The 24,302-nt window shown below is 31.4% G+C and carries 28 protein-coding genes; 8 read left to right on the top strand and 20 right to left on the bottom strand.

Annotation, left to right across the window (positions count from 1 at the left end; translation table 11 throughout):
- Window positions 1-83 precede the first annotated feature (83 nt).
- The 3 genes from hprK to ACKRLN_RS02400 form a co-directional block, all read right to left on the bottom strand.
- Entirely contained in the window at window positions 84-1,070 is a 987-nt protein-coding gene (gene hprK, locus ACKRLN_RS02410; protein ID WP_295885305.1) for an HPr(Ser) kinase/phosphatase, read from the bottom strand.
- A 70-nt stretch (window positions 1,071-1,140) separates the two neighbouring features.
- Entirely contained in the window at window positions 1,141-2,991 is a 1,851-nt protein-coding gene (gene uvrC / locus ACKRLN_RS02405) for an excinuclease ABC subunit UvrC (protein ID WP_416335157.1), read from the bottom strand.
- Window positions 2,988-4,763, bottom strand: a complete 1,776-nt coding sequence (locus ACKRLN_RS02400) for an aminopeptidase P family protein (RefSeq protein WP_296142567.1) — start codon at window positions 4,761-4,763, stop codon at window positions 2,988-2,990. Before ACKRLN_RS02400 ends, uvrC begins: the two co-directional genes overlap by 4 nt.
- A gap of 178 nt (window positions 4,764-4,941) precedes the next feature.
- Between ACKRLN_RS02400 and ychF the strand changes: the two genes are divergently transcribed.
- The 5 genes from ychF (at window position 4,942) to ACKRLN_RS02375 (ending at window position 9,202) form a co-directional block, all read left to right on the top strand.
- Complete coding sequence (ychF, locus tag ACKRLN_RS02395) at window positions 4,942-6,039, top strand: redox-regulated ATPase YchF (protein WP_416335156.1); 1,098 nt, start codon at window positions 4,942-4,944, stop codon at window positions 6,037-6,039.
- Window positions 6,040-6,048: 9 nt separating this feature from the next.
- Window positions 6,049-6,657, top strand: a complete 609-nt coding sequence (locus ACKRLN_RS02390) for a thymidine kinase (RefSeq protein ID WP_203127292.1) — start codon at window positions 6,049-6,051, stop codon at window positions 6,655-6,657.
- Window positions 6,658-6,722: 65 nt separating this feature from the next.
- A complete protein-coding gene (locus ACKRLN_RS02385) occupies window positions 6,723-7,736 on the top strand; it encodes a D-alanine--D-alanine ligase family protein (protein WP_416335155.1) in 1,014 nt (337 codons plus the stop codon).
- 69 nt (window positions 7,737-7,805) lie between these two features.
- Window positions 7,806-8,345 carry a transposase gene (locus tag ACKRLN_RS02380; RefSeq protein WP_416335154.1) on the top strand — a complete coding sequence of 180 codons (540 nt, stop codon included), beginning with the start codon at window positions 7,806-7,808 and terminating at the stop codon, window positions 8,343-8,345.
- A complete protein-coding gene (locus ACKRLN_RS02375) occupies window positions 8,258-9,202 on the top strand; it encodes an IS3 family transposase (protein WP_416335372.1) in 945 nt (314 codons plus the stop codon). Before ACKRLN_RS02380 ends, ACKRLN_RS02375 begins: the two co-directional genes overlap by 88 nt.
- A 55-nt stretch (window positions 9,203-9,257) precedes the next feature.
- Here ACKRLN_RS02375 and ACKRLN_RS02370 read toward each other — a convergent pair whose 3' ends face one another.
- From ACKRLN_RS02370 to ACKRLN_RS02335, 8 genes are all read right to left on the bottom strand, one after another.
- On the bottom strand, window positions 9,258-9,653 hold the full coding sequence (locus ACKRLN_RS02370; RefSeq protein ID WP_416335153.1) for a hypothetical protein: 396 nt from the start codon (window positions 9,651-9,653) through the stop codon (window positions 9,258-9,260).
- Complete coding sequence (locus ACKRLN_RS02365) at window positions 9,653-10,372, bottom strand: YdjY domain-containing protein (RefSeq protein ID WP_295884980.1); 720 nt, start codon at window positions 10,370-10,372, stop codon at window positions 9,653-9,655. The genes ACKRLN_RS02370 and ACKRLN_RS02365 overlap by 1 nt, the downstream gene beginning before the upstream one ends.
- 73 nt (window positions 10,373-10,445) lie before the next feature.
- A complete protein-coding gene (locus ACKRLN_RS02360; protein ID WP_416335152.1) occupies window positions 10,446-11,510 on the bottom strand; it encodes a methyltransferase domain-containing protein in 1,065 nt (354 codons plus the stop codon).
- Between the two features lie 58 nt (window positions 11,511-11,568).
- Window positions 11,569-12,540 (bottom strand): arsenosugar biosynthesis radical SAM (seleno)protein ArsS, encoded by a 972-nt coding sequence (gene arsS / locus ACKRLN_RS02355; RefSeq protein ID WP_416335151.1) that lies wholly within the window; start codon window positions 12,538-12,540, stop codon window positions 11,569-11,571.
- Window positions 12,524-12,862: an arsenosugar biosynthesis-associated peroxidase-like protein gene (locus ACKRLN_RS02350; RefSeq protein ID WP_296143002.1), complete on the bottom strand. Its 339-nt coding sequence runs from the start codon at window positions 12,860-12,862 to the stop codon at window positions 12,524-12,526. Before ACKRLN_RS02350 ends, arsS begins: the two co-directional genes overlap by 17 nt.
- 131 nt (window positions 12,863-12,993) lie before the next feature.
- Window positions 12,994-13,530, bottom strand: a complete 537-nt coding sequence (locus ACKRLN_RS02345; protein WP_295884966.1) for a GNAT family N-acetyltransferase — start codon at window positions 13,528-13,530, stop codon at window positions 12,994-12,996.
- 12 nt (window positions 13,531-13,542) lie between these two features.
- Entirely contained in the window at window positions 13,543-14,349 is an 807-nt protein-coding gene (gene map / locus ACKRLN_RS02340) for a type I methionyl aminopeptidase (protein WP_416335150.1), read from the bottom strand.
- A gap of 45 nt (window positions 14,350-14,394) precedes the next feature.
- On the bottom strand, window positions 14,395-15,192 hold the full coding sequence (locus ACKRLN_RS02335) for a nitroreductase family protein (RefSeq protein ID WP_416335149.1): 798 nt from the start codon (window positions 15,190-15,192) through the stop codon (window positions 14,395-14,397).
- A gap of 73 nt (window positions 15,193-15,265) precedes the next feature.
- On the opposite strand from ACKRLN_RS02335, the gene ACKRLN_RS02330 reads away from it, so the two are divergent.
- Together ACKRLN_RS02330 and ACKRLN_RS02325 are read left to right on the top strand one after the other, a co-directional pair.
- Window positions 15,266-17,065, top strand: a complete 1,800-nt coding sequence (locus ACKRLN_RS02330; RefSeq protein WP_416335148.1) for an ATP-dependent helicase — start codon at window positions 15,266-15,268, stop codon at window positions 17,063-17,065.
- A gap of 52 nt (window positions 17,066-17,117) precedes the next feature.
- Window positions 17,118-17,627 (top strand): type 1 glutamine amidotransferase domain-containing protein, encoded by a 510-nt coding sequence (locus ACKRLN_RS02325; RefSeq protein WP_416335147.1) that lies wholly within the window; start codon window positions 17,118-17,120, stop codon window positions 17,625-17,627.
- A gap of 37 nt (window positions 17,628-17,664) precedes the next feature.
- Here the strand turns inward: ACKRLN_RS02325 and ACKRLN_RS02320 are convergent, their stop codons facing one another.
- The gene (locus ACKRLN_RS02320) at window positions 17,665-17,868 is read right to left on the bottom strand and encodes a DUF4177 domain-containing protein (protein WP_416335146.1); all 204 of its coding nucleotides are present in this window, start codon (window positions 17,866-17,868) and stop codon (window positions 17,665-17,667) included.
- A gap of 37 nt (window positions 17,869-17,905) precedes the next feature.
- On the opposite strand from ACKRLN_RS02320, the gene ACKRLN_RS02315 reads away from it, so the two are divergent.
- Window positions 17,906-18,619, top strand: coding sequence for a heparan-alpha-glucosaminide N-acetyltransferase domain-containing protein (locus ACKRLN_RS02315; protein ID WP_416335145.1), 714 nt, complete (start codon window positions 17,906-17,908; stop codon window positions 18,617-18,619).
- A 27-nt stretch (window positions 18,620-18,646) separates the two neighbouring features.
- Here ACKRLN_RS02315 and ACKRLN_RS02310 read toward each other — a convergent pair whose 3' ends face one another.
- The 8 genes from ACKRLN_RS02310 to ACKRLN_RS02275 all read right to left on the bottom strand — a co-directional run bounded on the left by ACKRLN_RS02310 (window position 18,647) and on the right by ACKRLN_RS02275 (window position 24,078).
- On the bottom strand, window positions 18,647-19,258 hold the full coding sequence (locus tag ACKRLN_RS02310) for a DUF4230 domain-containing protein (protein ID WP_416335144.1): 612 nt from the start codon (window positions 19,256-19,258) through the stop codon (window positions 18,647-18,649).
- A 78-nt stretch (window positions 19,259-19,336) separates the two neighbouring features.
- On the bottom strand, window positions 19,337-20,221 hold the full coding sequence (locus ACKRLN_RS02305) for an SDR family oxidoreductase (protein WP_416335143.1): 885 nt from the start codon (window positions 20,219-20,221) through the stop codon (window positions 19,337-19,339).
- A gap of 62 nt (window positions 20,222-20,283) precedes the next feature.
- A complete protein-coding gene (gene trmB, locus ACKRLN_RS02300; RefSeq protein WP_416335142.1) occupies window positions 20,284-20,910 on the bottom strand; it encodes a tRNA (guanosine(46)-N7)-methyltransferase TrmB in 627 nt (208 codons plus the stop codon).
- Window positions 20,911-20,949: 39 nt separating this feature from the next.
- The gene (gene brnQ, locus ACKRLN_RS02295) at window positions 20,950-22,317 is read right to left on the bottom strand and encodes a branched-chain amino acid transport system II carrier protein (RefSeq protein ID WP_416335141.1); all 1,368 of its coding nucleotides are present in this window, start codon (window positions 22,315-22,317) and stop codon (window positions 20,950-20,952) included.
- Between the two features lie 65 nt (window positions 22,318-22,382).
- The gene (locus ACKRLN_RS02290; protein ID WP_203128145.1) at window positions 22,383-22,877 is read right to left on the bottom strand and encodes a GAF domain-containing protein; all 495 of its coding nucleotides are present in this window, start codon (window positions 22,875-22,877) and stop codon (window positions 22,383-22,385) included.
- On the bottom strand, window positions 22,874-23,479 hold the full coding sequence (locus ACKRLN_RS02285) for a hypothetical protein (RefSeq protein WP_416335140.1): 606 nt from the start codon (window positions 23,477-23,479) through the stop codon (window positions 22,874-22,876). The genes ACKRLN_RS02290 and ACKRLN_RS02285 overlap by 4 nt, the downstream gene beginning before the upstream one ends.
- Entirely contained in the window at window positions 23,476-23,826 is a 351-nt protein-coding gene (locus tag ACKRLN_RS02280; RefSeq protein ID WP_416335139.1) for an arsenate reductase family protein, read from the bottom strand. Before ACKRLN_RS02280 ends, ACKRLN_RS02285 begins: the two co-directional genes overlap by 4 nt.
- 51 nt (window positions 23,827-23,877) lie before the next feature.
- Complete coding sequence (locus ACKRLN_RS02275) at window positions 23,878-24,078, bottom strand: DUF503 family protein (RefSeq protein WP_416335371.1); 201 nt, start codon at window positions 24,076-24,078, stop codon at window positions 23,878-23,880.
- Window positions 24,079-24,302 lie beyond the last annotated feature (224 nt).

Below are 24,302 nucleotides of genomic sequence, written 5' to 3'. Positions count from 1 at the left end.
GAGCCTTTGGTAAATAATATCAAAATAATAAATTTTTTTAAAAAATTAACCAATATATTTGCAAAAAAATAAAAACGATAAACTTATTCAAAGTCATCGTTTTCATCAACTAATTCTTTATGAAATATCTTATTTGTCATTACACGAGCTGCATTATAGCCAAAATTTTTCTCTCTTTGGTTCATAGCAGCCACTTCTACAATCATAGCTAGATTTCGCCCTGCTCTAACCGGAACAACTAAGTGAGGTAATTTGACATCTAATAGCTCAATATAATGATCATCAAGCCCTAGTCTGTCGTACTCGTAATCTTCTTTCCATTGCTCAAGCTCAATTACCATTTCTACTTGCGTGCTATTTTTAACCGACCCTGTACCATATAAACGTCTCACATTTACTATTCCAAGCCCTCTTATTTCCATATAATGGCGGATATTATCCGGAGACTCTCCAATAATTTTGTTATCAATAGCCATTATATCAACCATATCATCAGCTACTAATCTGTGACCGCGATTTACAAGGTCTAGGGCAGTTTCACTTTTTCCAACTGAGGATTTCCCCATAATTAAAACCCCCACACCAAAAACTTCCAAAAGCTCACCATGGACATTGCTTCTTGGTGCTAATTGATATTCTAGTTCATCAGAAATATCAGAAATTAATTTAGTTGTTTTTGCTGGCGATCTTAAGACTGTTTTGTCATAATAATCGGCTAAGTCTAATATGTCTTGGTTAATGTCAACATCATAAGAAAAAATTACCGCAGGAATGCTATATGAAAGTATGCCTCTAAATCTTTCATATTGAAGCTTACTATCTAGTCCTGTAAGATATGTGTATTCGACAGAACCAATAACTTGAAGTCTCTTATAGGGAAAATCTTCTAAGTATCCTGCCAATTGCAAACCAGGACGATTTACATCAGCGCTTAAAAGACAAATATCATAATAATCTGAGGATTGGTGGACAATTTCAAGACCTAGTCTTTCAACAACCTTATGAAGTTTTATAGTATTTTTTTCCTCACCTAATTGTAATTCTTTTAATATAGTTTCACTTTCCACCATTGATTCTTGAGGCTCATTTATTGATTTATCACTCATATTGTTATTTTCATCCATAAATACGCTCCTATTTCTAGCCTTTTAATCTAAAGTATTTGTAAATTTCAAGGGCTTGGGCTCTGCCGACTAATGGCACTTCCATAAGTTCTTCAACACTTGCTTTTTTTATATTGGATATGCTTTTAAAATGTTTGTATAAATTAGTTCTAGTCTTTACTCCTACTCCCTTGATATTATCAAGCTCAGATGTTTTCATTGTACTTTGCATAAGCTTTCTATGATAATTTATTGCAAATCTATGGGCTTCTTCTTGGATTTCGTAAATTAATTTATAAACCGGATCATTTCGGTTAATAAATATCTCTTGACCTTGATAAATTATAGCACGGGTGGTGTGCTTATCATCTTTTACAAGTCCTGCAATTTCTATATCCAATTTAAATTCATCAAGGATTTCTAGGGCTGATGAAACCTGACCCTTTCCACCATCCATTAAAATTAAATCTGGCATATTTCCAAAACCTGTAGAAGTATTGCCATTTTCCATTTCTTTTATACCATTTTTAAATCTACGAGTTAATACTTCTTTTAAGGAACCATAGTCATTTGGCCCCTCAATAGTTTTTATTTTAAATTTGCGATATTCTTTTGGATTTGGATGACCATCTTCAAAAACTACCATAGATCCTACAGACTGAACACCAGATGTATTTGAAATATCATAGCATTCGATACGCTTTATCTCCGTCATATCCAAAATATCTTTTAGCTGATTGATACCTGCTGACTTCTTACGTTCTTTTTTTTCAGCTTGCTTTTCGTATTTTATGCGCATATCATTGGCATTAGTAAGGGCCATATTTATTAAATCTCTCTTCTTACCAAGTTTTGGCTTATGGATTAAGACTTTTGTCCCACGCTTTTGATTTAAGAATTCATTTATAGTTTCTAAATCATCTGGCTCTGTCTCTATCAAAATTTCTTTTGGTATATACATTATGTCAAGGTAGAATTGCTTGATAAAAGAGCTCATGATATCTTTATCGGTTTCTACATAGTCATTTTTTATTATAAAATGTTCACGTTCTACAATTTTTCCTTGACGCATGAAGAAAACTTGCATGACAATAGCTATTACACCCTTGCTCATGGCAATGATATCCATATCTTCTCCGGCAGCTTCTGTAACTTTTTGTCTTTCGGATATTGTTGATAGCGCCTTGTAATAATCTCTATATTTTGAAGCCATTTCAAAATTTAAATTAGCACTAGATTCATTCATCTTATCTAAAACCCAATCAGGAATTTTATCAGACTTATTTTCCAAAAAAAGTTTTATATCATCTAAATGCTTCATGTAGCGACTCTCATCTTCATCATGGATACAAGGTCCGTTACATTTTTTAATAAAATAATTAAGACATGGTCTATCTAATGTCTGTCCTTTTTCAAAATCTAGATTGCAAGTTCTAAATGGATAGTATAGATGAAATAAATCTATGGCATCATTTACTGCATAGGCATCAGGATATGGCCCATAATAATTAGCTTTATCATTATAAATTTGCCTTACTTTTTGTATCCTAGGGAATTTCTCATTTGTAATTTTTATATAAGGGTATTGTTTATCATCTCTTAGGACGATATTATATTTTGGCCTGTTTTTCTTAATTAGATTTGATTCTAAGACCAAGGCCTCCACTTCATTTTCTACTATGATATATTCAAAGTGGTCAATGTGGGAAACCATGGCCAAAACTTTGGCACCCTTGTTTTTATTGTTATCAAAATATTGGCGAACCCTTTTTTTAAGAGAAATAGCCTTGCCGACATAGATTATTTCATCATCGGCATTTCTCATTATATAAACTCCTGGCAAATCAGGAAGTTCTTTAAGCTTCGTCCTTAGTTCTTCTTTACTCAAATTTGTCTACAACTCTCTTTCAAATACTCTAAATCTGCTCCTTCTAGGTGTGGAGCTAAAACTTCTTCGCATTTTTGATTGTAATCATTAATCCAGTTAATCTCATCATTTGTTAACATATCAATATTTATTGGACGTGTGTCAATTGGAAGATAGGTTAGATTTTCAAATTCTAAAAACTTACCAAATTCATTTTCCATTGCTTTTTTCACAACAGCTTGATTTTCTATTCTAATTCCGTGGCTGCCTGCAATATATAAACCTGGTTCAACTGATGTAAACATATGTTCTTTAAATTCTATTTCTGATCCAGGACCCATACCAAGTCTTTGTGGTCCTTCATGAACTGTTAATAGATAACCAACACCGTGTCCTGTTCCGTGGAAAAAGTCCTTTCCTGCTTGCCATAATGGATATTTAGCAATAGCATCTAATCTTGATCCAGTGGTTTTTTCTTTAAATTTCGCTAAAAATAGTGCAATGTGTGATTTTAAAACCAAGGTATAGTCATCTTTTTCTGCTTGGCTAAGTTCTCCAAGTGCAATAGTTCTTGTTATATCAGTCGTTCCTTCTTTATAGTGAGCACCAGAATCTATCAAAATCATTCCATTTGTTCTAATTGTTTTTGAGCCCACATCTGCTGGCGCGTAGTGAACTATGGCTGCATTATCCTTAAATCCTATAATTGATTCAAAAGATTCTTCTACAAAACTCTCATTTTCTGCACGAAGTTCACGTAGTTTTTTACTAGCTACATATTCGTTTAATGTACCAGTTGTTGCTCCTACTTCTAACCAATTAAAGAATTTCACTAAGGTTATTCCATCTATAATGTAAGCTTCTTTAGTATTTTCTATTTCTTTTTCACTTTTTATCGCCTTCATATTTGTAGTAATATTTGTCCCAGTGGATACCTTAACATTGGAATTTATAGAATCATAAATTGCTACATTAGTACGAGCTGGATCTAGGAAAATACGATTTTTTCCAGGAATATCTTTTAATAGTGTAAAAATATAATCATATGAATGAATTTTTATTTTGTTTTCATCTAAATATTCTTTTACTTCTCCATCTAATTTTTCTTGGTCTATGCATAAGTAGGCCCTATCTTTTGAAATTAGCATGTAAGATAAAACAACTGGATTAAAATCAATATCATTTCCACGGATATTTAAAAGCCAGCATATGTCTTCTACTGCCCCTATAAAATAATAATCGTATTCATTTTTCTTCATTTCTTCCCTAATACGACTTAATTTTGATTCTGTACTTTCGCCAGTATATTCTTCGCCTAATAACCAAGCTTTATCTTTTCTTAAATCTGGACGGTTTTTCCATAATTTTGAAATATAATCAATATCAGATACTAGAGTACGTGATCCCATTGATTCGCTGAGTTTTTTATATTCTCTTACTGAAAACAAATTTCCATTAAAGGCAATTTTTCCAAATTCACTTACACTTTGGTCTAGGTATTCTTCAACAGATGGATAGTCTTCATCTCCTAATTTCATTAATTCAAATTCTGATCTAGACAATTCTTTTTCTGCTTGTAAAAAATATCTGGAGTCTGTCCACACTTTTGCTTCATCTGGTGTAATAACAGCAGTTCCAGCAGAACCAGTAAATCCAGAAATAAATTCTCTCTCCTTATAATGATCTGCTAGATATTCTGACTGATGTGGATCAGAAGTTGGAATTATGTATGCTTCTATTTTTCTTTCTGCCATTAAACTTCTTAAGTCTTCTAATCTTTGATCTATATTCATATAAACTCCCTTAAATATTTAAAAAAGTAACTTTGTTAAAAGGTTAAAATTCCTTGATTTTATAAAATAATTATACCTTTTAGCACCCTATTTGGTAGCATATCAGTGATTGAATTTTTTAGCAAATCAATTATAATAAATACAATCGTGTAAAAATATTAGAGGGGTGATAATATAAATGAAACTTGGAATTGTAGGTTTGCCAAACGTTGGAAAATCAACTTTATTTAATGCCATTACAAAAGCTGGAGCTCTTATTGCAAACTATCCTTTTGCAACAATTGATCCAAATGTAGGGCTAGTAAATGTACCTGATGAAAGACTAGATGTCCTAGCTAAAATCAGTGAGTCAAAAAAAATAGTTCCAGCTGTAATTGAATTTTATGATATAGCAGGTCTTGTAAAGGGTGCTTCTAAAGGTGAAGGTCTAGGCAACCAATTTTTATCAAATATTAGAGAAACAGATGCTATTGTTGAAGTTTTAAGATGTTTTGATGATCCAAATGTAACACACGTTGATGGATCCGTTGATCCTATCCGTGATATCGAAACCATAAACTTAGAATTAATTTTTGCTGACCTTGATATGATTGATAAAGTTTTAGAAAAACGTAGAAAAGTTGCAAGAAATGATAAGGAAGTGGCTAAAGAGGTAGAAGTTTTGGATAAGGTAAAGGCTGTGCTTGAAGAAGGAAAATCAGCCAGAGTCCTTAACCTAACAGATGATGAAAGAAAACTGCTTCGTTCTTACCAATTACTTTCAACAAAACCGATAATCTATGTTTGTAATGTAAATGAAGATGATGCAGCAAATGATGGAGCTGATAATCAATATGTTGCAAAAGTTCGTGAATTTGCAGCAAATGAAAATGCAGAAGTTTCTATAGTATCTGCAAAAATCGAGCAGGAAATCTCAGAACTTGATACAGATGAAGAAAAAGAAGATTTCCTATCTATGCTTGGTTTAAACGAGTCTGGTACTGATAAAGTTATAAAAGATAGCTACAAAACCCTAGATCTCATTTCATTTCTAACAACTGGTGAAATGGAAACACGCGCTTGGACTATAAAAGATGGTACCAAAGCAGTGGATGCAGCTAGCAAAATCCATACTGACATCTCCCGAGGATTTATAAAAGCAGAAATAGTTTCTTACGATGATTTAGTAAATAGTGGATCTATAAATGCTGCTCGTGAGAAAGGCCTTTTAAGAATGGAAGGCAAAGATTATATTATGCAAGATGGTGATGTAGTTAACTTTAGATTTAATGTGTAAGGTTAGATAATGAAAAAACAAGGAAAACTAATAGTTCATACAGGATCAATGTTTTCAGGCAAAACCACTTCCCTATGGCGCGAGCTTTATAGGATGCGCATTGCTAATTACAAGATTGCCGCCTTTAAGCCAGCAATTGATAATCGTGACGATGATAAAAAAATAGTTTCTCATGATAACTTAGAATTAGATGCCATAAAGGTTGAAAATCTAAATGATGTTCTGGAATACGCAACCAAGCACGAGCTAGATGCCATAGGAATTGATGAAGTGCAATTTTTCCCAAATGATCCAACCGAAGTTATCGATATTTTTAATGAACTTATGGCAAAAAATATCACCATCGTAGTCTCAGGACTTGATATGGATTATAAAACTAGACCATTTGAAATTATAAAAGAAATTATGCCAATTGCAGATGAGCTTACCAAGCACCATGCCATTTGTGCAAATTGTGGTGACGATGCCTGGGCATCATACAGAAAATCAACTGATGAATCAAGAATCCAAATTGGTTCAAAAGATAAGTATGAACCATTATGCAGGGAATGCTACAATCAAATGATGGGCGAACGAGAAAAAACCAAAAACCAAATATCATTAGAATTAGGTGAATAAACCTAATTCTTTTTGTTTATCAGGAAATAATTTACTATATTAATGTTATAAAAGGAAGAGTACATATGAAAGTTGCTTTAGTTTACGCAGAATACGAAAACATGACAGAAGAAATCAGACAGGTAAATCCAAATGCAGATAGGATTATGAAAAATATGCTATCATCTATAAAAGAAGCATTGGAATATAAAAACCACGAAGTTTATGAGATCCCAGCAAATATCGATATGATGAGAAATATTATGGAAATTGAGGGACTTGATGTAATATTTATCCATTACGATCCATTAGAAAATCTAAAACTTCAAGGAAATGTATTTGCAGCATTAGAATTACTAGGAATTCCAATAGTAGGAAGCGGTATGCTAGCGCAAGCTACTGCTCTCTCAAAGGAGACTGCAAACTTAATTTTAGCATCTCATGGTTTACCAATAGTAAAATCACAAATCTTATTTTCAAAAGATGAAGAGTTAAAAGAAGAGCTTAAAGGAAGCTATCCCCTATTTGTAAAACCAGAATCAGAAGCTGTTTCAGTAGGAATCAGGAGTGATTCTTTGGTAGAAAACGAAGAAGATTTAGAAAAAACTTTAGACAGGATATTTTCTGAAGTAAACCCACCAATAATCATTGAAGAATTCCTCCCAGGTAGAGAATTTACTGTCGGAGTTCTTGAAGATATGGGTGAGATAAAAGCATTAGAGGTAACCGAAATTACTTTTGATAAAGAAAGTGGAGTTAACTTTAGAACTAAGGATGTCGTTAAAAATAAATGGACTATTAAAACTACTCCAGCTGAAATTGATGAAGAATTAGAGCTAGAAATGAAATACCTAGCCATTAAATCATTTAAGGCTATGAATTGTGATACTTACGCAAGAATTGATATTAGACTTAATGCAGATGGAGAGCCTTACATAATGGAAATAAACACCATGCCAGGTTTGTCTAAAACTTCATCTCCATATGTCTTAGAAGCGAAAGCCTCCGGGATTGAGTACGAAGAACTAATTGATAAATTAGTAAAATCAGCTTACAACAAGGGTGCAGATAATAAAAAATTAGGTATAGGAAAATTTTAATATTAAAAAAGCAGGATCAGTTTTGAGCTGAACCCCAAAATCCGGAATATGGATTGAGGGGTTTTTTTCATGCCAAAATACACAAAAAAGTTTAAAATTAAATTAGTTCTGGAGTACTTATCAGGTCAAACAGGTGGACGACCTGAAGTAGCAAATAAATACAATATACCTGATAGCACTCTAGAAAATTGGATTAACAAATATAACTCAGGAGGGTTTTACAACTTAACTAAAAAACAAAGTAACGATAAATTCACTAGTGAATTTAAACTATCTGTAATACAATATAGACAAAACAATAATATCTCATACAGGCAAACCGCAGAGCACTTTGATATCACTAATGGATCAGTAATATGTAACCGGGAGAAAGCATATCGAGAACGTGGTTTATCTGGATTAGAAGATAACAGAGGAAGGCCTAAGAAAGATATGTCTAAATCAAAAAAGAAATCAAAGAACGAAAAACCAATAGTTGAGTCTGAAAGAGAAGAACTAATAAGACTTAGAGAAGAAAATAAATATCTAAAGATGCAAATACTATTCGAAAAAAAGTTTCAAGCCTTGCTACTAGAAGAGGAAGCAAAAGCAAGGAAAAAACAAAGATAATACTTCATCTTCTTAAAGAACATCCTGAAACAAAAGCAAATGAATGGATAAAAGTAGCTAAGCTTCCTAAATCTTCATACTATGAGTGGAAAATTAAATTAGAAAATCCAGAAGACAAAGATAAAGAAGTAAAAGAAGAAATTAAATTAGTAGTTAAAAAAACTAAAGGTAGATATGGTTACAGAAGAGTAAGTACAGTTCTAAGAAACAAAGGCTTAATAGTAAATCATAAAAGAGTTCTTAGAATCATGAAACAAGAAGGGTTACTCTGTACTAAATTTAAAACTAGGTCAAGAAAATACTCATCATACAAAGGTCAAGTAGGTAAAATAGCTTCTAACGTAGTTAATCGTAACTTTAAAGCCAGTAGACCTAATAGGCTATGGTTAACAGATATAACTGAATTTAGAATTAAAGGTCATGAAGATAGACTCTACCTATCACCAATACTAGATGCATACAATAGCGAGATAATTAGCTATACACTAAGTCATCACCCAACAATTAAACTAACGAACTCAATGTTAGACAAAGCAATAAAAGGTATTAGTTCTAAAGACAATTTAGTAATACACTCAGACCAGGGATTCCATTACCAACATAGTTCATGGTCTAGTAAACTAAGAAAACTAAATATAATACAAAGTATGTCAAGAAAAGGGAATTGTCTAGACAATTCACCAATGGAGAACTTCTTTGGCATACTCAAACAAGAAATGTACTATGGTGTAGAATTTACAAGTTATGATCAATTAAGAAAAGAAATAGAATTATATATCAAATGGTACAACGAAGACAGAATAAAGACAAAATTAAACGGAATGTCCCCTGTTGATTACAGATTACATTCCGCTTAAAATATTATTAAGTTATTCCGTGTTTATGGGTTCAGCTCATTTAAAGATCCTGCTTTTATTTTGTTTTAATTTTTTCTAAAGACTTACTTTTTTTATAATAATCATAATAAACCAAAAGACTTGTAACAATTATAATTATTATTAAAGATACCTTAAAGTCTTCAATACCTATTGGTAAATAAAAGGCATCTCTAAGCTCATACGAAACTCTTGGAAATTTACCAAATATAAAAACTAACACCATAATAATTTCACCAATTAAAATTGGTTTTATAGTCTTAAAATCCCTGCTTATTATGAATATCAGCATTATGATAAAACTAGCATAGACAATATGCCTAGCATGGATTCTCATATCTATCCATACGCTTAGGCTAATTAAACTAGTTGCAAGTGCAAATAGAATGATTGAGCTTAATAAGTATCTTGCAATTTTTGTTAAAGTTTCCATTATCCTTTAATTGAGTATACTATAGCAATTGGAGTTCCATCTTCTGGAGCTAGTTCTTCATTTAATCCAAATTCTACAGTTTTTGCTTTTTCAACAGATCCGTATGGATAGTTAGCGTTTGATGTAATACCAACTGTACAAGAGTCTAGGCAAGATAAGCAGCCTGTTTTCTTATCATTTGCTCTATCAAGGTTACCTGTAAATCTTAAGTCAACTCCTTTACCGTTTGGATCTACAATAAAGTCATTTACATCAACCCCATCTTCATTTCCTTCCCAGTAAAGTGTTACATCAAGTGGTGTACCTTCAGATGTTGTTTCTTCTGCATTTTCTGGTGTCATATTGTTGCCTGGTTCAGCTCCGATATCTAATAAAGCTTGATGGAAATCAGCTGGTGCTGTATATGATTTAAATACTGGTTTATCAGCAAATTTACCTGTTTCAGAGACCACTAAGTGTCTTGTTGACTCTGTTAAAAATTTACCATTAAAGTTTGCATATATTGTAACTGTTTGGTTTTCTTTATCAACTACGATATTGTTATCTTTGCTTACACCTTTAATTTCTTCTGCCACTTCTTTAGTACTATCAGATGACTCTGTAGTTTCAGTTTTGTTTCCTGCAGCATCTTCTTTTGGTGCTGCATCTTGATTAGAACAAGCTGTTAGTAGAGCTCCTGCTAGAGCTAAAGTTAGAAACAAATTCTTGTAATTTTTCATATTACTCTCCCTTTATAAAATGTTATTTAATGTATAATATATTTTATCATGCTTAAGAAAAAAACACAATAATTTAACAACAACAAGCTTCTTTACTTTCTCCATTATCTGAATTGCTAGATCCTGTCGTTACGCATCCGGCAAAGGCACCAAAGTGTTTTTCTCTATTACCTATAATTTCAAAAAACTTATTATATCTAGTTTCTTCAAGCATAGCAGCTGTATTGCCACAAACTAATTCTGGCTTATTTAGAAAAAATCTATGGTGGTCATCAAGGTCAAAGTAAAATTTATTTTCATTTATTCCACCCCTATAGATAGCAATTTGGCCATAGTCTTCACATATATCTTCCATAAGATTTGGAATTTTAAAGGCACTAATAGTATCAGAATAAAAGTTGATATCGCCTACCAAATCTTCTATATTTTTATTTCCTATACTTTGCTTAGCGCTTGATAAATATCTAAAGTCAGCCCATCCTATCTTAGTCATTAGCCTTCTAAAATCTTCCCTATACATAGCCCCACCTAGACACTCTCCTCTGAGGGTTTCATTTTTACTAGTTTCTTCTGGGATTCTTCTATCAGCAAATATGTCTGAGAAGAATAACTCTCCACCACGTTTTAATACTCTCCATATTTCTTTAAAGACTTCTTCTTTAAATGGAGAGAGATTTATAACACAATTTGAAATGACTACATCAACTGATTCATCTTCTATTCCAAGTGTTTTTAAATCTTCTATGTATCCTTTATGAAACTCTACATTTGATTTGCTATAGCCAAATTTTTCTGCCATCTCATTTTGATATTTTTTTGCAATTTCTAATTGGCTATCTGTCATATCAACACCAATCACCCTACCATTTTCACCGACTAGTTTTGACAATATATAACAATCTAGACCTGTTCCACATCCTAAGTCAAGGACAGTTTTGCCTTCAATAGCCTTTGGTATAGGTGATCCACATCCATAAAAACGAGTAATAATTTCTTCTGGCAATTCTTTTCTGATTTCTTTTAGATAATCAGGCATTGCATCGCTTGCACATGAGCAAATATTAGTTTGCATTTTACCTTCATCTTCTGTAGTAATCTTACTATAGTAATTGCTTACTTTTTTTCTTAAATCTGACATAAAACATCCTCAAATAATATATTAACTCTTTAGGAGTAAACTACTCCAAAGAGCCACCTCAGGAAGAGCCCGCTCCTGCTGTACAGCTGTAACAATGATTTGCTGTAACTATTGGTCTATTTTCTAAATCATTTACTGTAATATCAAATATAGTTTTATTTTTCCCTTTTATACCAAGACCTAGGGCTAGGTTAAAATCACAATCATGGATAGTGCCATCATAATCAACTGATAAAGTAGACCTGCACATAACTTCTTCGATAACTTCATCATTAAAAGAATTGTATAGGCGATTCATATACCTATCAAGATTGCGAGATTTATCTAACCATTTTCCAAAATTTCCTATAGGTGAATTTGTAATTGCAAATAAATCATTAAATATTATGCCATAATCTTCTTTTAGTTTTACCCTGTATACTTGCTCTAACTCTTCCTCTGATTGGGGAATCATGGCACCAGAAGGATTATAAACTAGGTTTAGATTTAAATCAGAATCTTTTCCATAATCCAATTCATTTAATATTTTTAAAATTCTTATAGAATCCTCAAAAACTCCTAGGCCCCTTACCTTGTCAGTTTTTTCTCTCTCATAAAAAGGCAAACTTGCTATTATATCCACCTTATGATTTCTTAAAAACTGAGGAATATCCTTATAATCTTCTTTGTTATAAATAGTAAGATTTGATCTAATCATTACATTTTTATTTAATTTGCTAGCTTCTTCTACCAGGTACTTAAAAACCCCACTCATTTCTGGAGCCCCACCTGTGATATCTACCGTGCTAAAGTTATAAGATTTTAGAAGCTCTACACATTTTTTGGCCACATCCAGACTCATATCTTCTCTTCGATTTGGATTACAGGAAAGATGGCAATGTTTACATGAGAGATTGCAAGTTCTGGTTATATTTAATTGTAGGATATCAATTTTGTTTTTAGTCTTAAGCTTATAACCTACCCTATCGTTAAATTTTGGAACAGTTTGATTTACTTTTTTTAAAATAATCCACTTAAAATTCCAAATCATCTATGATATTTTTCATTTGAACACTAGTTACAAGAGTAATACCTGCCTGCATAGCACTTGCTACGTGAACTGCTTCCATCATTTCTTCTTTACTAAGACCTAAGTCTAAACATTTTGTAGTATAGGCATCTATACAATATGGGCATTTTTCTGCATGAGCTACTGCAAGGGCTATTAGAGCTTTTGTTCTTACAGAAAGTTTGCCATCAGCCATCACATTTGAATAATAATTTAGAAAATTATCCCAATGTTCTTTATGCAATTCGGCTAAATCACCGCTATTAAATTTATCTAAATCAGATTTGTTAAAATATTCACTCATCTTATTTTCCTTATATTTTATTAATATACTATGTATTAAATATAATTATACAATATGTGAAAAGGTTTAGCTAACTTATAAACCTTAAAAATTTAAAAAACAAAGGGTCTTAGTAAATTAAACTAAGACCTCTAAATATCAATTGCTTTTATATTCTCATTTATATAATCTTCTTCAAAAATATTTAAGTAAGTATCCATATATTCATCAAGACCAGCATCTTTTGTAGTTGCCATTAGTTCCATTTCTATTCCAAAATAGTTTATGTTTTCTTCTAGTACATTAAAACCATTTTTGATATAAAAAGCCTTTCTTCTATTTCTTAGGGCAAAGTCATCTGCATCTTTAAATCTTGTACTTTCAATTTCGATAATCAAATCTTCGTACTTTACTTTAAATAGTTTTAAAGCTTCGCTACCCATCCCCTGGCCTCTATATTTTGGATCTATCGCAAGATATGAAAGTAAATGAATATTTTTATTTAAATAAATTACAGCCATACCGACTTTATTTTCATCTTTAATTAGTATTAAAATATCTATCAAATTTTTCTCAAAAAAACCATATAAAATATTTTCACCAATTCGTTCATCTTCTGGAAATGATGATTGATATAGTTTTTCAAAATATTCTTTATCTTCTTGTGTTTTTACTTGTTTTAATTTCACTGTACCCTCAAATTAAAATTTATAGTTTTCAATAAATTCTAAGTCAGATTCGTTTAAGGAATATTTACTTTGATCTGTAATTATTTCTGGACCATCTTCATGGATTATTAATTGATGCTCAAATTGACAAACATTTGACCCATCTTTTGTTTTTGCCACCCAGCCATTATCTTCAAGTTCCATAGGCCAGTTTCCACTTGCAATCATTGGTTCGATTGTAAATACCATTCCTGCTTGAATTCGCGGTCCACGATGAGCCTTACCGTAGTGTGGAACTTGTGGATCTTCGTGCATTTCCTTGCCTATACCATGTCCTATAAAATCACGAATAACTGAAAAATCATTTTCTACTTCTGCATATTCCTGAATAGCATGCCCAATATCACCTATTCTATTTCCAATTTTTGCTTCTTTTACTGCTCTATTTAATGAATCTAATGTCACATCCATTAGTTTTTGATCACGTTCTGATAACTTACCGATTGGGTATGACCAACAAGAATCAGCTAATCCTCCATTATATTCAATAACATTATCTATAGAAACTATATCTCCTTCTTTAAGGACATAGTCGCCAGGAAAACCGTGGCATATTTCATCATTAACAGAGATACAAAGCGTATATGGAAATCCACCATAGCCTAACTGAGCTGGTATTGCCTTTTTATGCTCTACTATAAATTTATTTGCAAAGTCATCAAGCTCTTTTGTTGTCATACCTTCTTTAATAACTTTTTTAATAGCAAGATGGGTTTGGCAAAGAATTTCTGCAGCTTCTCTCATCTTTTCAAAATTATTTTCTGTATATAATCTAATCATATTTACCTTTCAATTAAAATAAAGCGACTAAAAGTCGCCCTATCATTATATTTTCTTTGTTGCTATATAAGTGTATTTGTCAGATGAAATTTGTGGGTTTAATTCCCATCCACTTGTCATCGCAAGGGATTTTCCAAGTTCATCTATATAATACATTATTATACCAGCATCGATTAGATTTACATCTCCCTTAAAGTTTTCGATATATAGATTGATTTCATCATCTACAATTACAAATCTCCAAGGTTGTTCGTTATGAGTTGATGGTGCAAATTTTGCATAGTCAAAGATGTCATTTAATCCTCTTTGTTCTAGGTCTTCATCTGTTGCTTGTGTATCAAAATCACCAAGGAAAACTAAATCTTCTGTTGGTTTTCTATCATCATATCTTTGTTGGTGCACTCCATCATCTAGTGGATATCCAACAGCCAATAGTAGATTTACATCTCCATCAGTAAAGTTAAAGGCAGATTGTTTTACAGTTGCATCTACATCATTTACTGTAATCCAGCAAGATCCAAGACCAATTTCGTTAAGTTTTGTGATGATCTCTTCCATACCATAAGCACCTTTTACAATAGATGCAGGATTTGTATTAAGCGCATTTAGTGCAATGTATGCAGGAGCTTTAATCATGATTCCCCTATAACCTGCCACTCCTTTAAGAGCATTAAATACAGATTCTCCATCTGTATTTACTAAAAAAGAAAGATCATCTTTACCAAGTTTTTCTGTCTCAGCATCCACGATTTCATAAATTTTTTTAGTTGTATCTTCATCTAATTGTATGTCTTTATAATCTCTAGTTGAAGTTCTAGATTTCAAAAAATTTGTTGTAAGCATTGTTACCCCCATTTATGTATTCTAATACAATTTTACCATATTTTAATAAATTTTTATATGGTATGATAATTATATGAAACTTACAGAAAAACAAATTCAAGCTGCAAATCATATATATGGTCCATGTTTAGTTCTTGCAGTGCCTGGAGCTGGCAAAACAACCATGCTTTTAGAGCGAATAAAAATATTAGAAAAGCAAGTAGATCCAGCAAAAATTTTATCACTCACCTTTTCTAGAACCCAAGCTTTAGATATGAAAACGCGATTTGAATTAGAAAATGATACAAAATCAAATTTTATGACCATACACGCCTTTTGCTATTTGATTATTAGAAATTATTATAAAAAATCAAATAGAGAACTTAAGATATTAGAAAGTGATGATAGCTATAATAAGTACAATCTTATCCAGAAAATTTATTTTGATATCAATGGCAAGTTGATGTCATCAGAAGATTTGCGAAACTTTTTTACAGATATTGGTTACATGAGAAATAGTTTGTCAGATATCACTTATCTAAAAAATTCTCAAATAAAAAATATTGAGAAAATATATTTTGCTTACGAGAACTTCAAAAAAGAAAATTCCTACATAGATTTTGATGATATGCAGACCATTGCATTAAGATTATTAAACGAGCATCCAAACTTACTAAAATCTGTAAAAAATAAATACAAATATATCCAGCTAGATGAGGGTCAAGATACATCTATCTTACAATTTAAAATCATAGAAAAAATAATTTATCCAGAAAATAATCTAATGGTAGTTGCAGATGATGATCAATCCATATATTCATTTAGGGCTGCAGAACCAAACTATTTATTAAATTTTAAATCCACATTTCCAAATGCAAGAATAATCACCATGGATGAAAACCACAGATCACAGGCTAACATAGTAAAAGTAGCAAATGATTTTATAAGGCAAAATCAAAATAGATATGAAAAAAACTTATTTACAAATAAGAAAGCTACAAATAAAGTTCATAAAAATTATGCAAAAGATAGCAAAGATGCTTTTACTTATATACAAAAAAATATTGAAGATGGAAAAACAAATGCAATTCTTTTTAGAAATAATATCTCATCACTTAATTTAGTAAGTTTTTTAATGGATAAAAATATCGATTTTGCAGTTAATAATGGGTCCATTGATTTTTTTGATTCCAAAATTTTAAGAGATATGATAAATATTATTAACTTTTCTAACGATTTTAATAATGTTGAACTTTTTACAGAAATATATTATATGGTAAAGACATATCTGACCCGCGAAGAAGTTGAAAAATTAGAATTAAAACCTAGAAATTATTCAGTTTTCGATTATCTTCATGAGTATATAAATGAAGAAAAAGCCTATGGACTTTTAAGAAAAGAAAAAGAATTTAAAAATTTGCGAACAATGACATTGGATAAACAGATTGCATATATCTACAATACCATGGGCTATAGAGATTATATAAAAATGTTTTCTAATAAATATTATGAAGTTGTGTTAAATAAGGATTTGTATATAGAAAGTATAATTAATTTTACCAAAGACTTACATAATTTAGATGAATTTTATAGCAAAATAGAAGACTATGAAAAAATCTTAAATAGACGCAGCAAATCAAACATTATCCTTTCCACCATCCACAAATCAAAGGGTCTTGAGTATGATAATGTGTTTGTAGTAGATTTAGTCAAGGGTGAATTCCCTATGATTTTTGATTATAAAGACAAATTAGATCGACTAGAAGAAGAACGAAGGATGTTTTATGTTGCTATGACTAGGGCTCGCGACAATCTCCACATTATTTCTTTAAAATATCGTAATAATCATAAGGCCTATCCTTCCGAATTTTATAATTTTATTACAAATAAATAATTTGGGTATAAATAAAATGAACATGAAACATTGAGTTTTAAAGGAGAATATAATGAAAAAAGTAGCAATACTAATTGAAAATAAATATGAAGAGCCAGAACTAATTTATCCATATTGGAGACTTAAAGAAGATTATGAAGTAGTACTTGTTGGTACAGAAGCCGATACAGAATATGTCGGAAAAGCTGGTGGATATAAAATGAAATCAGATATTGCAAGTTCTGATGCAAAAGCAAGCGACTTTGACGCAGTATATATTCCAGGTGGTTTCTCACCAGATGCTATGAGACAATCAGAAGATACAGTAAATTTTGTAAAAGAAATGCATGAAGCTGGAAAACTAATTGGTGCAATTTGCCACGGTCCATGGGTATTAGCAGAAGCAGATATCCTAGATGGAGTAAAAGCAACATCAGTAAAAACTATAAGCACAGACATTAAAAATGCTGGTGCAAACTGGGTTGATGAAGAAACTGTTGTAGATAATAACATTGTTACAGCAAGAACTCCTGAAGACCTACCAGTTCACGTTACAAGATTTGTAGAAGAACTTGGAAAATAATATAAAATTTAGCCCCTCCTGGGGGCTTTTTTATTTGCTAAATTTCTCTTTCAAATATAATTTTGTAGTAGTTTATCATAAATAAACCTGCTTTTTCTTTGGGAACAACTAAAACTTGGACCAATCTCCAACCATCCTTAGCATGATCCACTATTGCTTTTTCTACTTGCTCCATATTATTATCTTGTCTTTCTTTTAATCCATTACTGATGATAACTTTTTCAAACTTATATTCAAACATAAGGCCGCCTAGCTAGTTTTTATGTTATAATATTATCATGAAAAGAAATCACAATCTAGATAAGTGGCGTGGATTTACTATTATATCCATGGTGCTTTTTCATTTAATCTATAATATAAATTATTTTTGGCAAATTGATTGGTATGATGGGACTATTTTCAATAAAATTTGGCAATTATCAATTGCTTGTTCGTTTTTTATCATATCAGGCATTACATCCAATTTTCTTACTCCAGAAAGAAATATAAAACGTGGAATAAAAACATCTTTGATTGGCTTTGCAATTACAGTTATTACCTACATTGCAGCGCCTAGTCAGTTTATACTTTGGGGAGTATTAAATGGACTTGGTGCTTCTATTATTATAACGGGTCTTATCCAGTATTTTACAGATATTTCACCAAAATGGGCCATAGTTTTTTTATTGCTGTTTGTAATTAGCTACAAAGTTCCAAGAGGGATTCTTTATGAAAACCAAGTTTTTAAAAATTTTTATGATCTAAATTTTTTCTACCTAGGTTTTCCCTCAAATGACTTTCATTCTACAGATTATTTCCCAATCATACCTTGGGGATTTATCTACCTATTTGGTTTTTACTGGGGCAAGTCTTTAAAAAACAAAAATTTTTATGGTAAATATGGCAGGGATAGCATGTTAGCAAAAATTGGTAGATACGCTATGCCAATTTATCTAGCCCACCAAATAATCTTATATCCTCTTATAACTTTGATTTATAATTTTGCAAAATAAAACTAGGAGCTTATTACTCCTAGTTTTTTATTTTACAGTTAATGTGTATTCTTCTTCTATTATTGGATTTAACAATAATATTTCTTTTACAGCCTTTAAAGTTTGATCTTTTGCTTCTTTTAATAAGCCTTTATCAATGGCTTCTTTTTCTACTTTTGCTTCTTCTTCTTTTCTAAAATTTGAGTAGTCTTCTAATTCTAAGGGATTAAATATAGAATTTTTCTCATCATAAAACATAACACTATCTTCATCTATGTCATGGCTAAGTATTTTTGTTTTAGGCAATGTGACACTTATAGATTTTGCCTCTTGATTAATATTTACCTTTGCCTGATCAAGGTCGACCCCTGCATGGATTTCTCCTTCGTAAGTATACAAGAATCTTTTTGTGGTAAATGGTATGGTCATACCATGAAATTGTTGACTATTTTCAAATGAGGCTATATTTTTATAATGATATTTTAAAGTAGTAAGCTCTTTTGCTTCCTTTAAGGCTGATTCTACAGTTTCTGAACTTATTTTTGTGTCTTCTTCTACATTAAAGATACTTTTTGCAGTAAAAAAAGTTAACAATATAAGGCTAGCTACTATAATAGCGCTAATAAGCCCTTGTTTAAATTTACTTTTATTATTATTCATTTTAATTCCTTTATTTATTATTTTATAATATTATACTGCATATATTAATAAAATGTAGGTAGGATTTAAAATAATAAATTATATTGTTCTAGTACCACCTGTTATACCAAAAACTTGACCAGATACATATGAGCTATCGTTTGATGCTAAGTATACATAAAGAGCTCCTAGTTCTGCTGGCTGGCCAGATCTTCCTAAAGGTGTTTCTTGACCAAAGTTTTCTATATCGTGATTTCCATCATCTAATTGAAGAGGTGTCCAAATTGGTCCTGGCACAACAGTATTTGCACGAATTCCTTTTGATGTGAAATAATCAGCTAGACCTTTTGTAAATGTAAGTACTGCTCCATTACTTGTTGCATAATCTAACAATTGTCCAGATGGTTCAAAAGCTTGCATAGAAGAGGTTGTTACAATAGTTGCACCTGCTTCAAGATATTTTTCAGCAACTTTTACTGTTTCAAACATGGAAATAATATTGACATTCATAGTATCTCTAACTTGCTTCATTGACAATTCTTCTAAGGATTCAGAAACTATTTGTTGAGCTGAATTAAGAACTAAGATATCAAGATATTCAAAGGCTTCAATTGTTTTTTCTACAAGATTAGCTCCAGTACCTTCTTCTCTAAGATCTGCTGGAATGATTAAAGCTTTTCTTCCTTCTGCTTCTATTAATTCTTTTACTTCCTTTGCATCAGCTTCTTCAGCTGGGAAATATTGTATGGCAACATTTGCACCTTCCCTAGCGAAAGCTATGGCTGCTGCACGGCCTATACCAGAATCTCCCCCAGTTATTAGGGCATTTCTTCCCTCAAGTTTGCCATGACCAACATAAGATTTTTCGCCGTGGTCTGGTTTATATGTCATTTCAGCTTCCAAAGCTGGTGTGTCTTGTTCCGCTTCCTTATATCCTTGGGTATGATATAGGGTTCTTGGATCTTTTAAATATTTATTTTTCATTTTTGCATCCTTTCTTATCCTTTATGTATATTTACCCAAGTTTTTTTATAAAAAAACTAAGTTTATTTAAACTTAGTTTTGGCGTAATATATTGGTTTTTGACGATCTCTCCATTTTCTTTCGTATTCTGTGACTATGGATTTTTCTTCTGGTAAATCAAAATTTGATTCTAAGACTTCCATTCCAAAATCCTCATAATATTTTAATGAATTTTCAAAAAATGATAAGTCATCTGTTTTTTGCTCGATGATACCATTTGATTTTATTATTTTTTCGTATCTTTCGAGAAATCTTGGATGGCTTAAGCGTCTCTTATGGTGTTTTGTTTTAGGCCATGGGGTAGAAAAATTGATATAAATGTGGTCTATTTCGTTTTCATCAAAGGTATCAGTTAATTCTTCTGCATAATCAACTAAGCCAATGACATTTGTAAGTTCTTGTTCAATTATTTTTCTACTTGCAATTACAAAAGCATTTGTATTCATCTCTAGTGCAATAAAATTTATATTAGGATTAGCTTTTGCTTTTTCTATGATAAAGTCTCCCTTACCTGCCCCAATTTCTAGGTGGATTGGATTATCATTAGCAAAAATTTCGTGCCACTTACCTTTCATATCTCTTGGATAAAAAAACACTCTATCATTTTCTTTCATCTCTGGTATAGCATTTGGTTTAAATCTTAATCTCATATTCTCCTCACAAAAAATGGCAAGCCTTGCTCCATCGAGCTACTTGCCTGTAGTGTAAATCATTTTACTTTTTTTTCTACTTTTATCAATCATATAACCTATGATAAATCCAATGATAGCAGGAACTACCCAACCAAAACCTAATTCAAATCCAGGTAGATATCTTTGAGCTATGCTTAGGATGCTTGTCATAAAAGAACTTTTTGATATACTTTCTGGTAAACTTACCAATAAGTCAAAAAATGCCGCTACTGCTGTAAACGCTAGAGTCCACTTATAGATTGTTTCTTTTTTGCCAGTTTTTATTGAAATCATCGATAAAAATATAATGGCAATTGAAAGTGGATATAAGAACATCAATACTGGTAATGATAGCGAAATAATCCTACTAAGTCCAAGGTTTGCTATTAAAAACGAAACTAAGGAAAAAATTATGCAATATTGCTTATAAGATATCTTAAATGAAAGCACCTCGCTAAACATCTCAGAGCATGCAGAAATTAGTCCAATAGCTGTTTTTAAGCAAGCTATAAAAACAATCAAACTTAAAAGAATGTGCCCAGCTGATCCTAAATAATGACTAGCAATTTTTGCAAGTATTATCGCTCCATTTTCTCCACCATCCATGATGTGAGCTGAAGCTGAACCTAAAAAAGCAAGAGATGTATAGACAACCCCCATGCCAACTAAACAAACCAAACCAGCCTTTAAGGTTTCTCGTCCAATATCAGCTGGATTCTTTACTCCTAAATCTTTAATAGCAGATATAATTAAAACTGCAAAAGCAAGGGAAGCTGGTGCATCCAAGGTATTATAGCCATCAATAATACCAACTGTAAAAGGACTATTTTGATACTTATCAATAGGTTCTACACTTGCTAGAGGACCCATAGGCTTTACTAGTCCCAATATAGCAATTATTGCTAATAAGATTAAGAATATTGGAGTCATGTATTTTCCAATAGTATCTATTAAATCACCCTCTTTTACCGCAAAATAAAAGGCAATTAGGAAAAATACTAAGGAGAATACCAATAAAACTACAGCATCATTAGCTCCAAAGATCTCCTTAAAGGCAACTTCATAAGAAACGGTCGCCGTACGAGGGATTGCAAAACCAGGCCCTATTGTCAAATATAGCAAAATAGTGAAAAAATACGCAAAAAAATTGCCAGCAGGTTTTGCTGAATCAAACAAAGATTGGCTATCACTAAGACCAGTAGCAACTATACCTAGTATTGGTAGCCCCACACCCGATATCAAAAATCCAATGGTAACTGGTGTGAGATTAAATCCTGATCTTTGTCCTAATTCTAGTGGGAAAATAAGGTTTCCTGCTCCAAAATATAGGCCAAATAAAAGTGAGCCTACTAGTAAAACTTCTTTAAAACTTAATTTATTTTTCATAATTTATCCTTCCTTTATCTGGATAATTATATCAATAAAACTTAAATTTTACTACACAATAAATATTAAAAAGGGTGTATTTTTTTCTCTATTAGTTTTCCAATTTTTGAAAATCCATCTAGCTCTATATCAGTAAATCTATTTTTTATTGGACTATCTAAATCAAGAACTCCATATACTTTGTCTTGGTAAAAAAGTGGTATAACAAGCTCGCTTTCTGATGCACTATCGCAAGCTATATGATCAGCAAAATCGTGCACATCATCTACCTTTGTAATCTCTTCATCCCTAAAAGCTTTAGCACAAACTCCCTTATCTAAAGCTAATCTTGTACAAGCAGGCAGGCCTTGAAAAGGACCTAATACCAATTCATTTTCTTTTAAAAAATAAAATCCAGCCCAATTTAGATTTTTTACACTTGCCATTATAAAACTAGAAATATTACTCATTAGTGCAAGGCTATCAAGCTCATCATCCAATTGTATTTTTATAAAATTTATTAGTTCATCCATACGTTCTTGATCCGATAATTTATCCAATCCTTTTAGTTCAAAGCTCATTTTTCTCTCTTTCCATTACTTAACTTATCTATTAACTTTTCATTCTCTCTAATTGTATTATCAATTACTTGATCTAAAAAATTATCAAAAGCCTCTTGGCCATATGAGTCGACCAAATAGGTTTTTAAATCGTGAATCAGTTCATAATTATTGATACCATTTGGATTTTCCGTGACTATTACATCATGTGTTATGGCCACATTATTTTTTTCATCAGCAGTATCCCTTATTTTTGTATCAATTATTTCAAATTCTGCCCTTTGATACCTGATTTTTACCGGACTATCATCTTGCATAAGAAAAACTTTGAGATTATCATTTATTTTTAATTCCCTATCAGAAGAATATGTCTTTATAAGCCCCATTATTTTTTCTGCAGTATTTTCATTATAAAAAAATTTATTTAAAGCTTCCTTATCATCTGCTATAAGCTCTGATAAATCCTTGGTTGTTGTATCAAGTGTTTTAATTCTCTCAGATACAATCTCTGTTTTATTTTGCTTTTGTCTTAAGGGCAAGGTTTCCACAAAATAGTATAAAATTAATAATGCAATAAGATAAACAATATATCTTTTAGTCTTATTTTCTATTTTAAATTTCATAGACTTTCTATATGTTTTTTGACATCTGGTCCTACGAAAATTTCTCCATCATCTGTAAAAAGGATTGGTCTTTTTACAAGCATGCCATCAGTTGCAAGCAATTCATAAGCTTCATCATTGCTCATTTGTGGCAATTTATCTTTGATATTATTCTCCCTATAAATTTTACCTGATGTATTAAAAAATCTTTTGATTGGTAGCTGTGTTTTCTCATGCCATTGTTTTAGCTCACTTGCACTTGGGTTTTCTTCTTTAATGTCTCTATAATCATAAGAAATATTTTTTTCTTCAAGCATTTTTTCCACACCCTTGCAGGTTGTACATTTTTTATAGCAAATTATTTTCATGTTTTCCTCCTCAAAAAAGATAAGTATATGATATCATCATACCCTTATGATCTAAATTCTTTCTATTGCGTAGTTGGTAATTTCTACTGGATAATTATTTTCTATTCTTTTTAGCAAGTTTTCTAGGATTTCCTTTGCCTTATAATTTTGATTTGAGATAGTCACAAATCCTAGGTGGGCAAAATTTTTAATATCATTTGCTGAAATTTCTGCTGATGATATTTTTAAAGTATTTCTTGCATAATCAATAATTGACTTTTTGACTTCTAGATTTTTCTCATAAGCTTATTAAAGTTTGGAGCGTATTCTGGAATTAAATACTCTAGTGGTATCAAAAGACCATAACTAACGCATTCCACTTCTTCGGCAGTATTTAGAATGCATGGTCCATTAGCATATATAATATCAGCGATTTAGGCAATCTTTCGGCTCTTTAACTCAAGTCGGATCAAGGTGTATCCTGCTGATATAGTAAA

Origin of the sequence: Anaerococcus sp. AH8042_DFU013_CI05, from assembly GCF_047936775.1 — a bacterium.
In the GTDB taxonomy this organism is placed as follows: Bacteria; Bacillota; Clostridia; order Tissierellales; family Peptoniphilaceae; genus Anaerococcus.
The sequence above is the reverse complement of the archived record's forward strand: the minus strand, read 5'-3'. Positions and strand labels throughout refer to the sequence as shown.

Bases quoted from the DNA above. Each gene is read 5' to 3' on its own strand.
- ACKRLN_RS02285 (WP_416335140.1), bottom strand. From the start codon at position 23,479: ATGAAATTTAAAATAGAAAATAAGACTAAAAGATATATTGTTTATCTT.
- ACKRLN_RS02370 (WP_416335153.1), bottom strand. From the start codon at position 9,653: ATGGAAACTTTAACAAAAATTGCAAGATACTTATTAAGCTCAATCATT.
- ychF (WP_416335156.1), top strand. From the start codon at position 4,942: ATGAAACTTGGAATTGTAGGTTTGCCAAACGTTGGAAAATCAACTTTA.
- hprK (WP_295885305.1), bottom strand. From the start codon at position 1,070: ATGGTGGAAAGTGAAACTATATTAAAAGAATTACAATTAGGTGAGGAA.
- ACKRLN_RS02360 (WP_416335152.1), bottom strand. From the start codon at position 11,510: ATGTCAGATTTAAGAAAAAAAGTAAGCAATTACTATAGTAAGATTACT.
- ACKRLN_RS02310 (WP_416335144.1), bottom strand. From the start codon at position 19,258: ATGAATAATAATAAAAGTAAATTTAAACAAGGGCTTATTAGCGCTATT.
- ACKRLN_RS02280 (WP_416335139.1), bottom strand. From the start codon at position 23,826: ATGAAAATAATTTGCTATAAAAAATGTACAACCTGCAAGGGTGTGGAA.
- ACKRLN_RS02385 (WP_416335155.1), top strand. From the start codon at position 6,723: ATGAAAGTTGCTTTAGTTTACGCAGAATACGAAAACATGACAGAAGAA.
- ACKRLN_RS02365 (WP_295884980.1), bottom strand. From the start codon at position 10,372: ATGAAAAATTACAAGAATTTGTTTCTAACTTTAGCTCTAGCAGGAGCT.
- ACKRLN_RS02315 (WP_416335145.1), top strand. From the start codon at position 17,906: ATGAAAAGAAATCACAATCTAGATAAGTGGCGTGGATTTACTATTATA.
- ACKRLN_RS02380 (WP_416335154.1), top strand. From the start codon at position 7,806: ATGCCAAAATACACAAAAAAGTTTAAAATTAAATTAGTTCTGGAGTAC.
- ACKRLN_RS02320 (WP_416335146.1), bottom strand. From the start codon at position 17,868: ATGTTTGAATATAAGTTTGAAAAAGTTATCATCAGTAATGGATTAAAA.
- ACKRLN_RS02390 (WP_203127292.1), top strand. From the start codon at position 6,049: ATGAAAAAACAAGGAAAACTAATAGTTCATACAGGATCAATGTTTTCA.
- map (WP_416335150.1), bottom strand. From the start codon at position 14,349: ATGATTAGATTATATACAGAAAATAATTTTGAAAAGATGAGAGAAGCT.
- trmB (WP_416335142.1), bottom strand. From the start codon at position 20,910: ATGAGATTAAGATTTAAACCAAATGCTATACCAGAGATGAAAGAAAAT.
- ACKRLN_RS02400 (WP_296142567.1), bottom strand. From the start codon at position 4,763: ATGAATATAGATCAAAGATTAGAAGACTTAAGAAGTTTAATGGCAGAA.
- ACKRLN_RS02335 (WP_416335149.1), bottom strand. From the start codon at position 15,192: ATGCTTACAACAAATTTTTTGAAATCTAGAACTTCAACTAGAGATTAT.
- brnQ (WP_416335141.1), bottom strand. From the start codon at position 22,317: ATGAAAAATAAATTAAGTTTTAAAGAAGTTTTACTAGTAGGCTCACTT.
- ACKRLN_RS02325 (WP_416335147.1), top strand. From the start codon at position 17,118: ATGAAAAAAGTAGCAATACTAATTGAAAATAAATATGAAGAGCCAGAA.
- ACKRLN_RS02305 (WP_416335143.1), bottom strand. From the start codon at position 20,221: ATGAAAAATAAATATTTAAAAGATCCAAGAACCCTATATCATACCCAA.
- ACKRLN_RS02350 (WP_296143002.1), bottom strand. From the start codon at position 12,862: ATGAGTGAATATTTTAACAAATCTGATTTAGATAAATTTAATAGCGGT.
- ACKRLN_RS02330 (WP_416335148.1), top strand. From the start codon at position 15,266: ATGAAACTTACAGAAAAACAAATTCAAGCTGCAAATCATATATATGGT.
- arsS (WP_416335151.1), bottom strand. From the start codon at position 12,540: ATGATTTGGAATTTTAAGTGGATTATTTTAAAAAAAGTAAATCAAACT.
- ACKRLN_RS02290 (WP_203128145.1), bottom strand. From the start codon at position 22,877: ATGAGCTTTGAACTAAAAGGATTGGATAAATTATCGGATCAAGAACGT.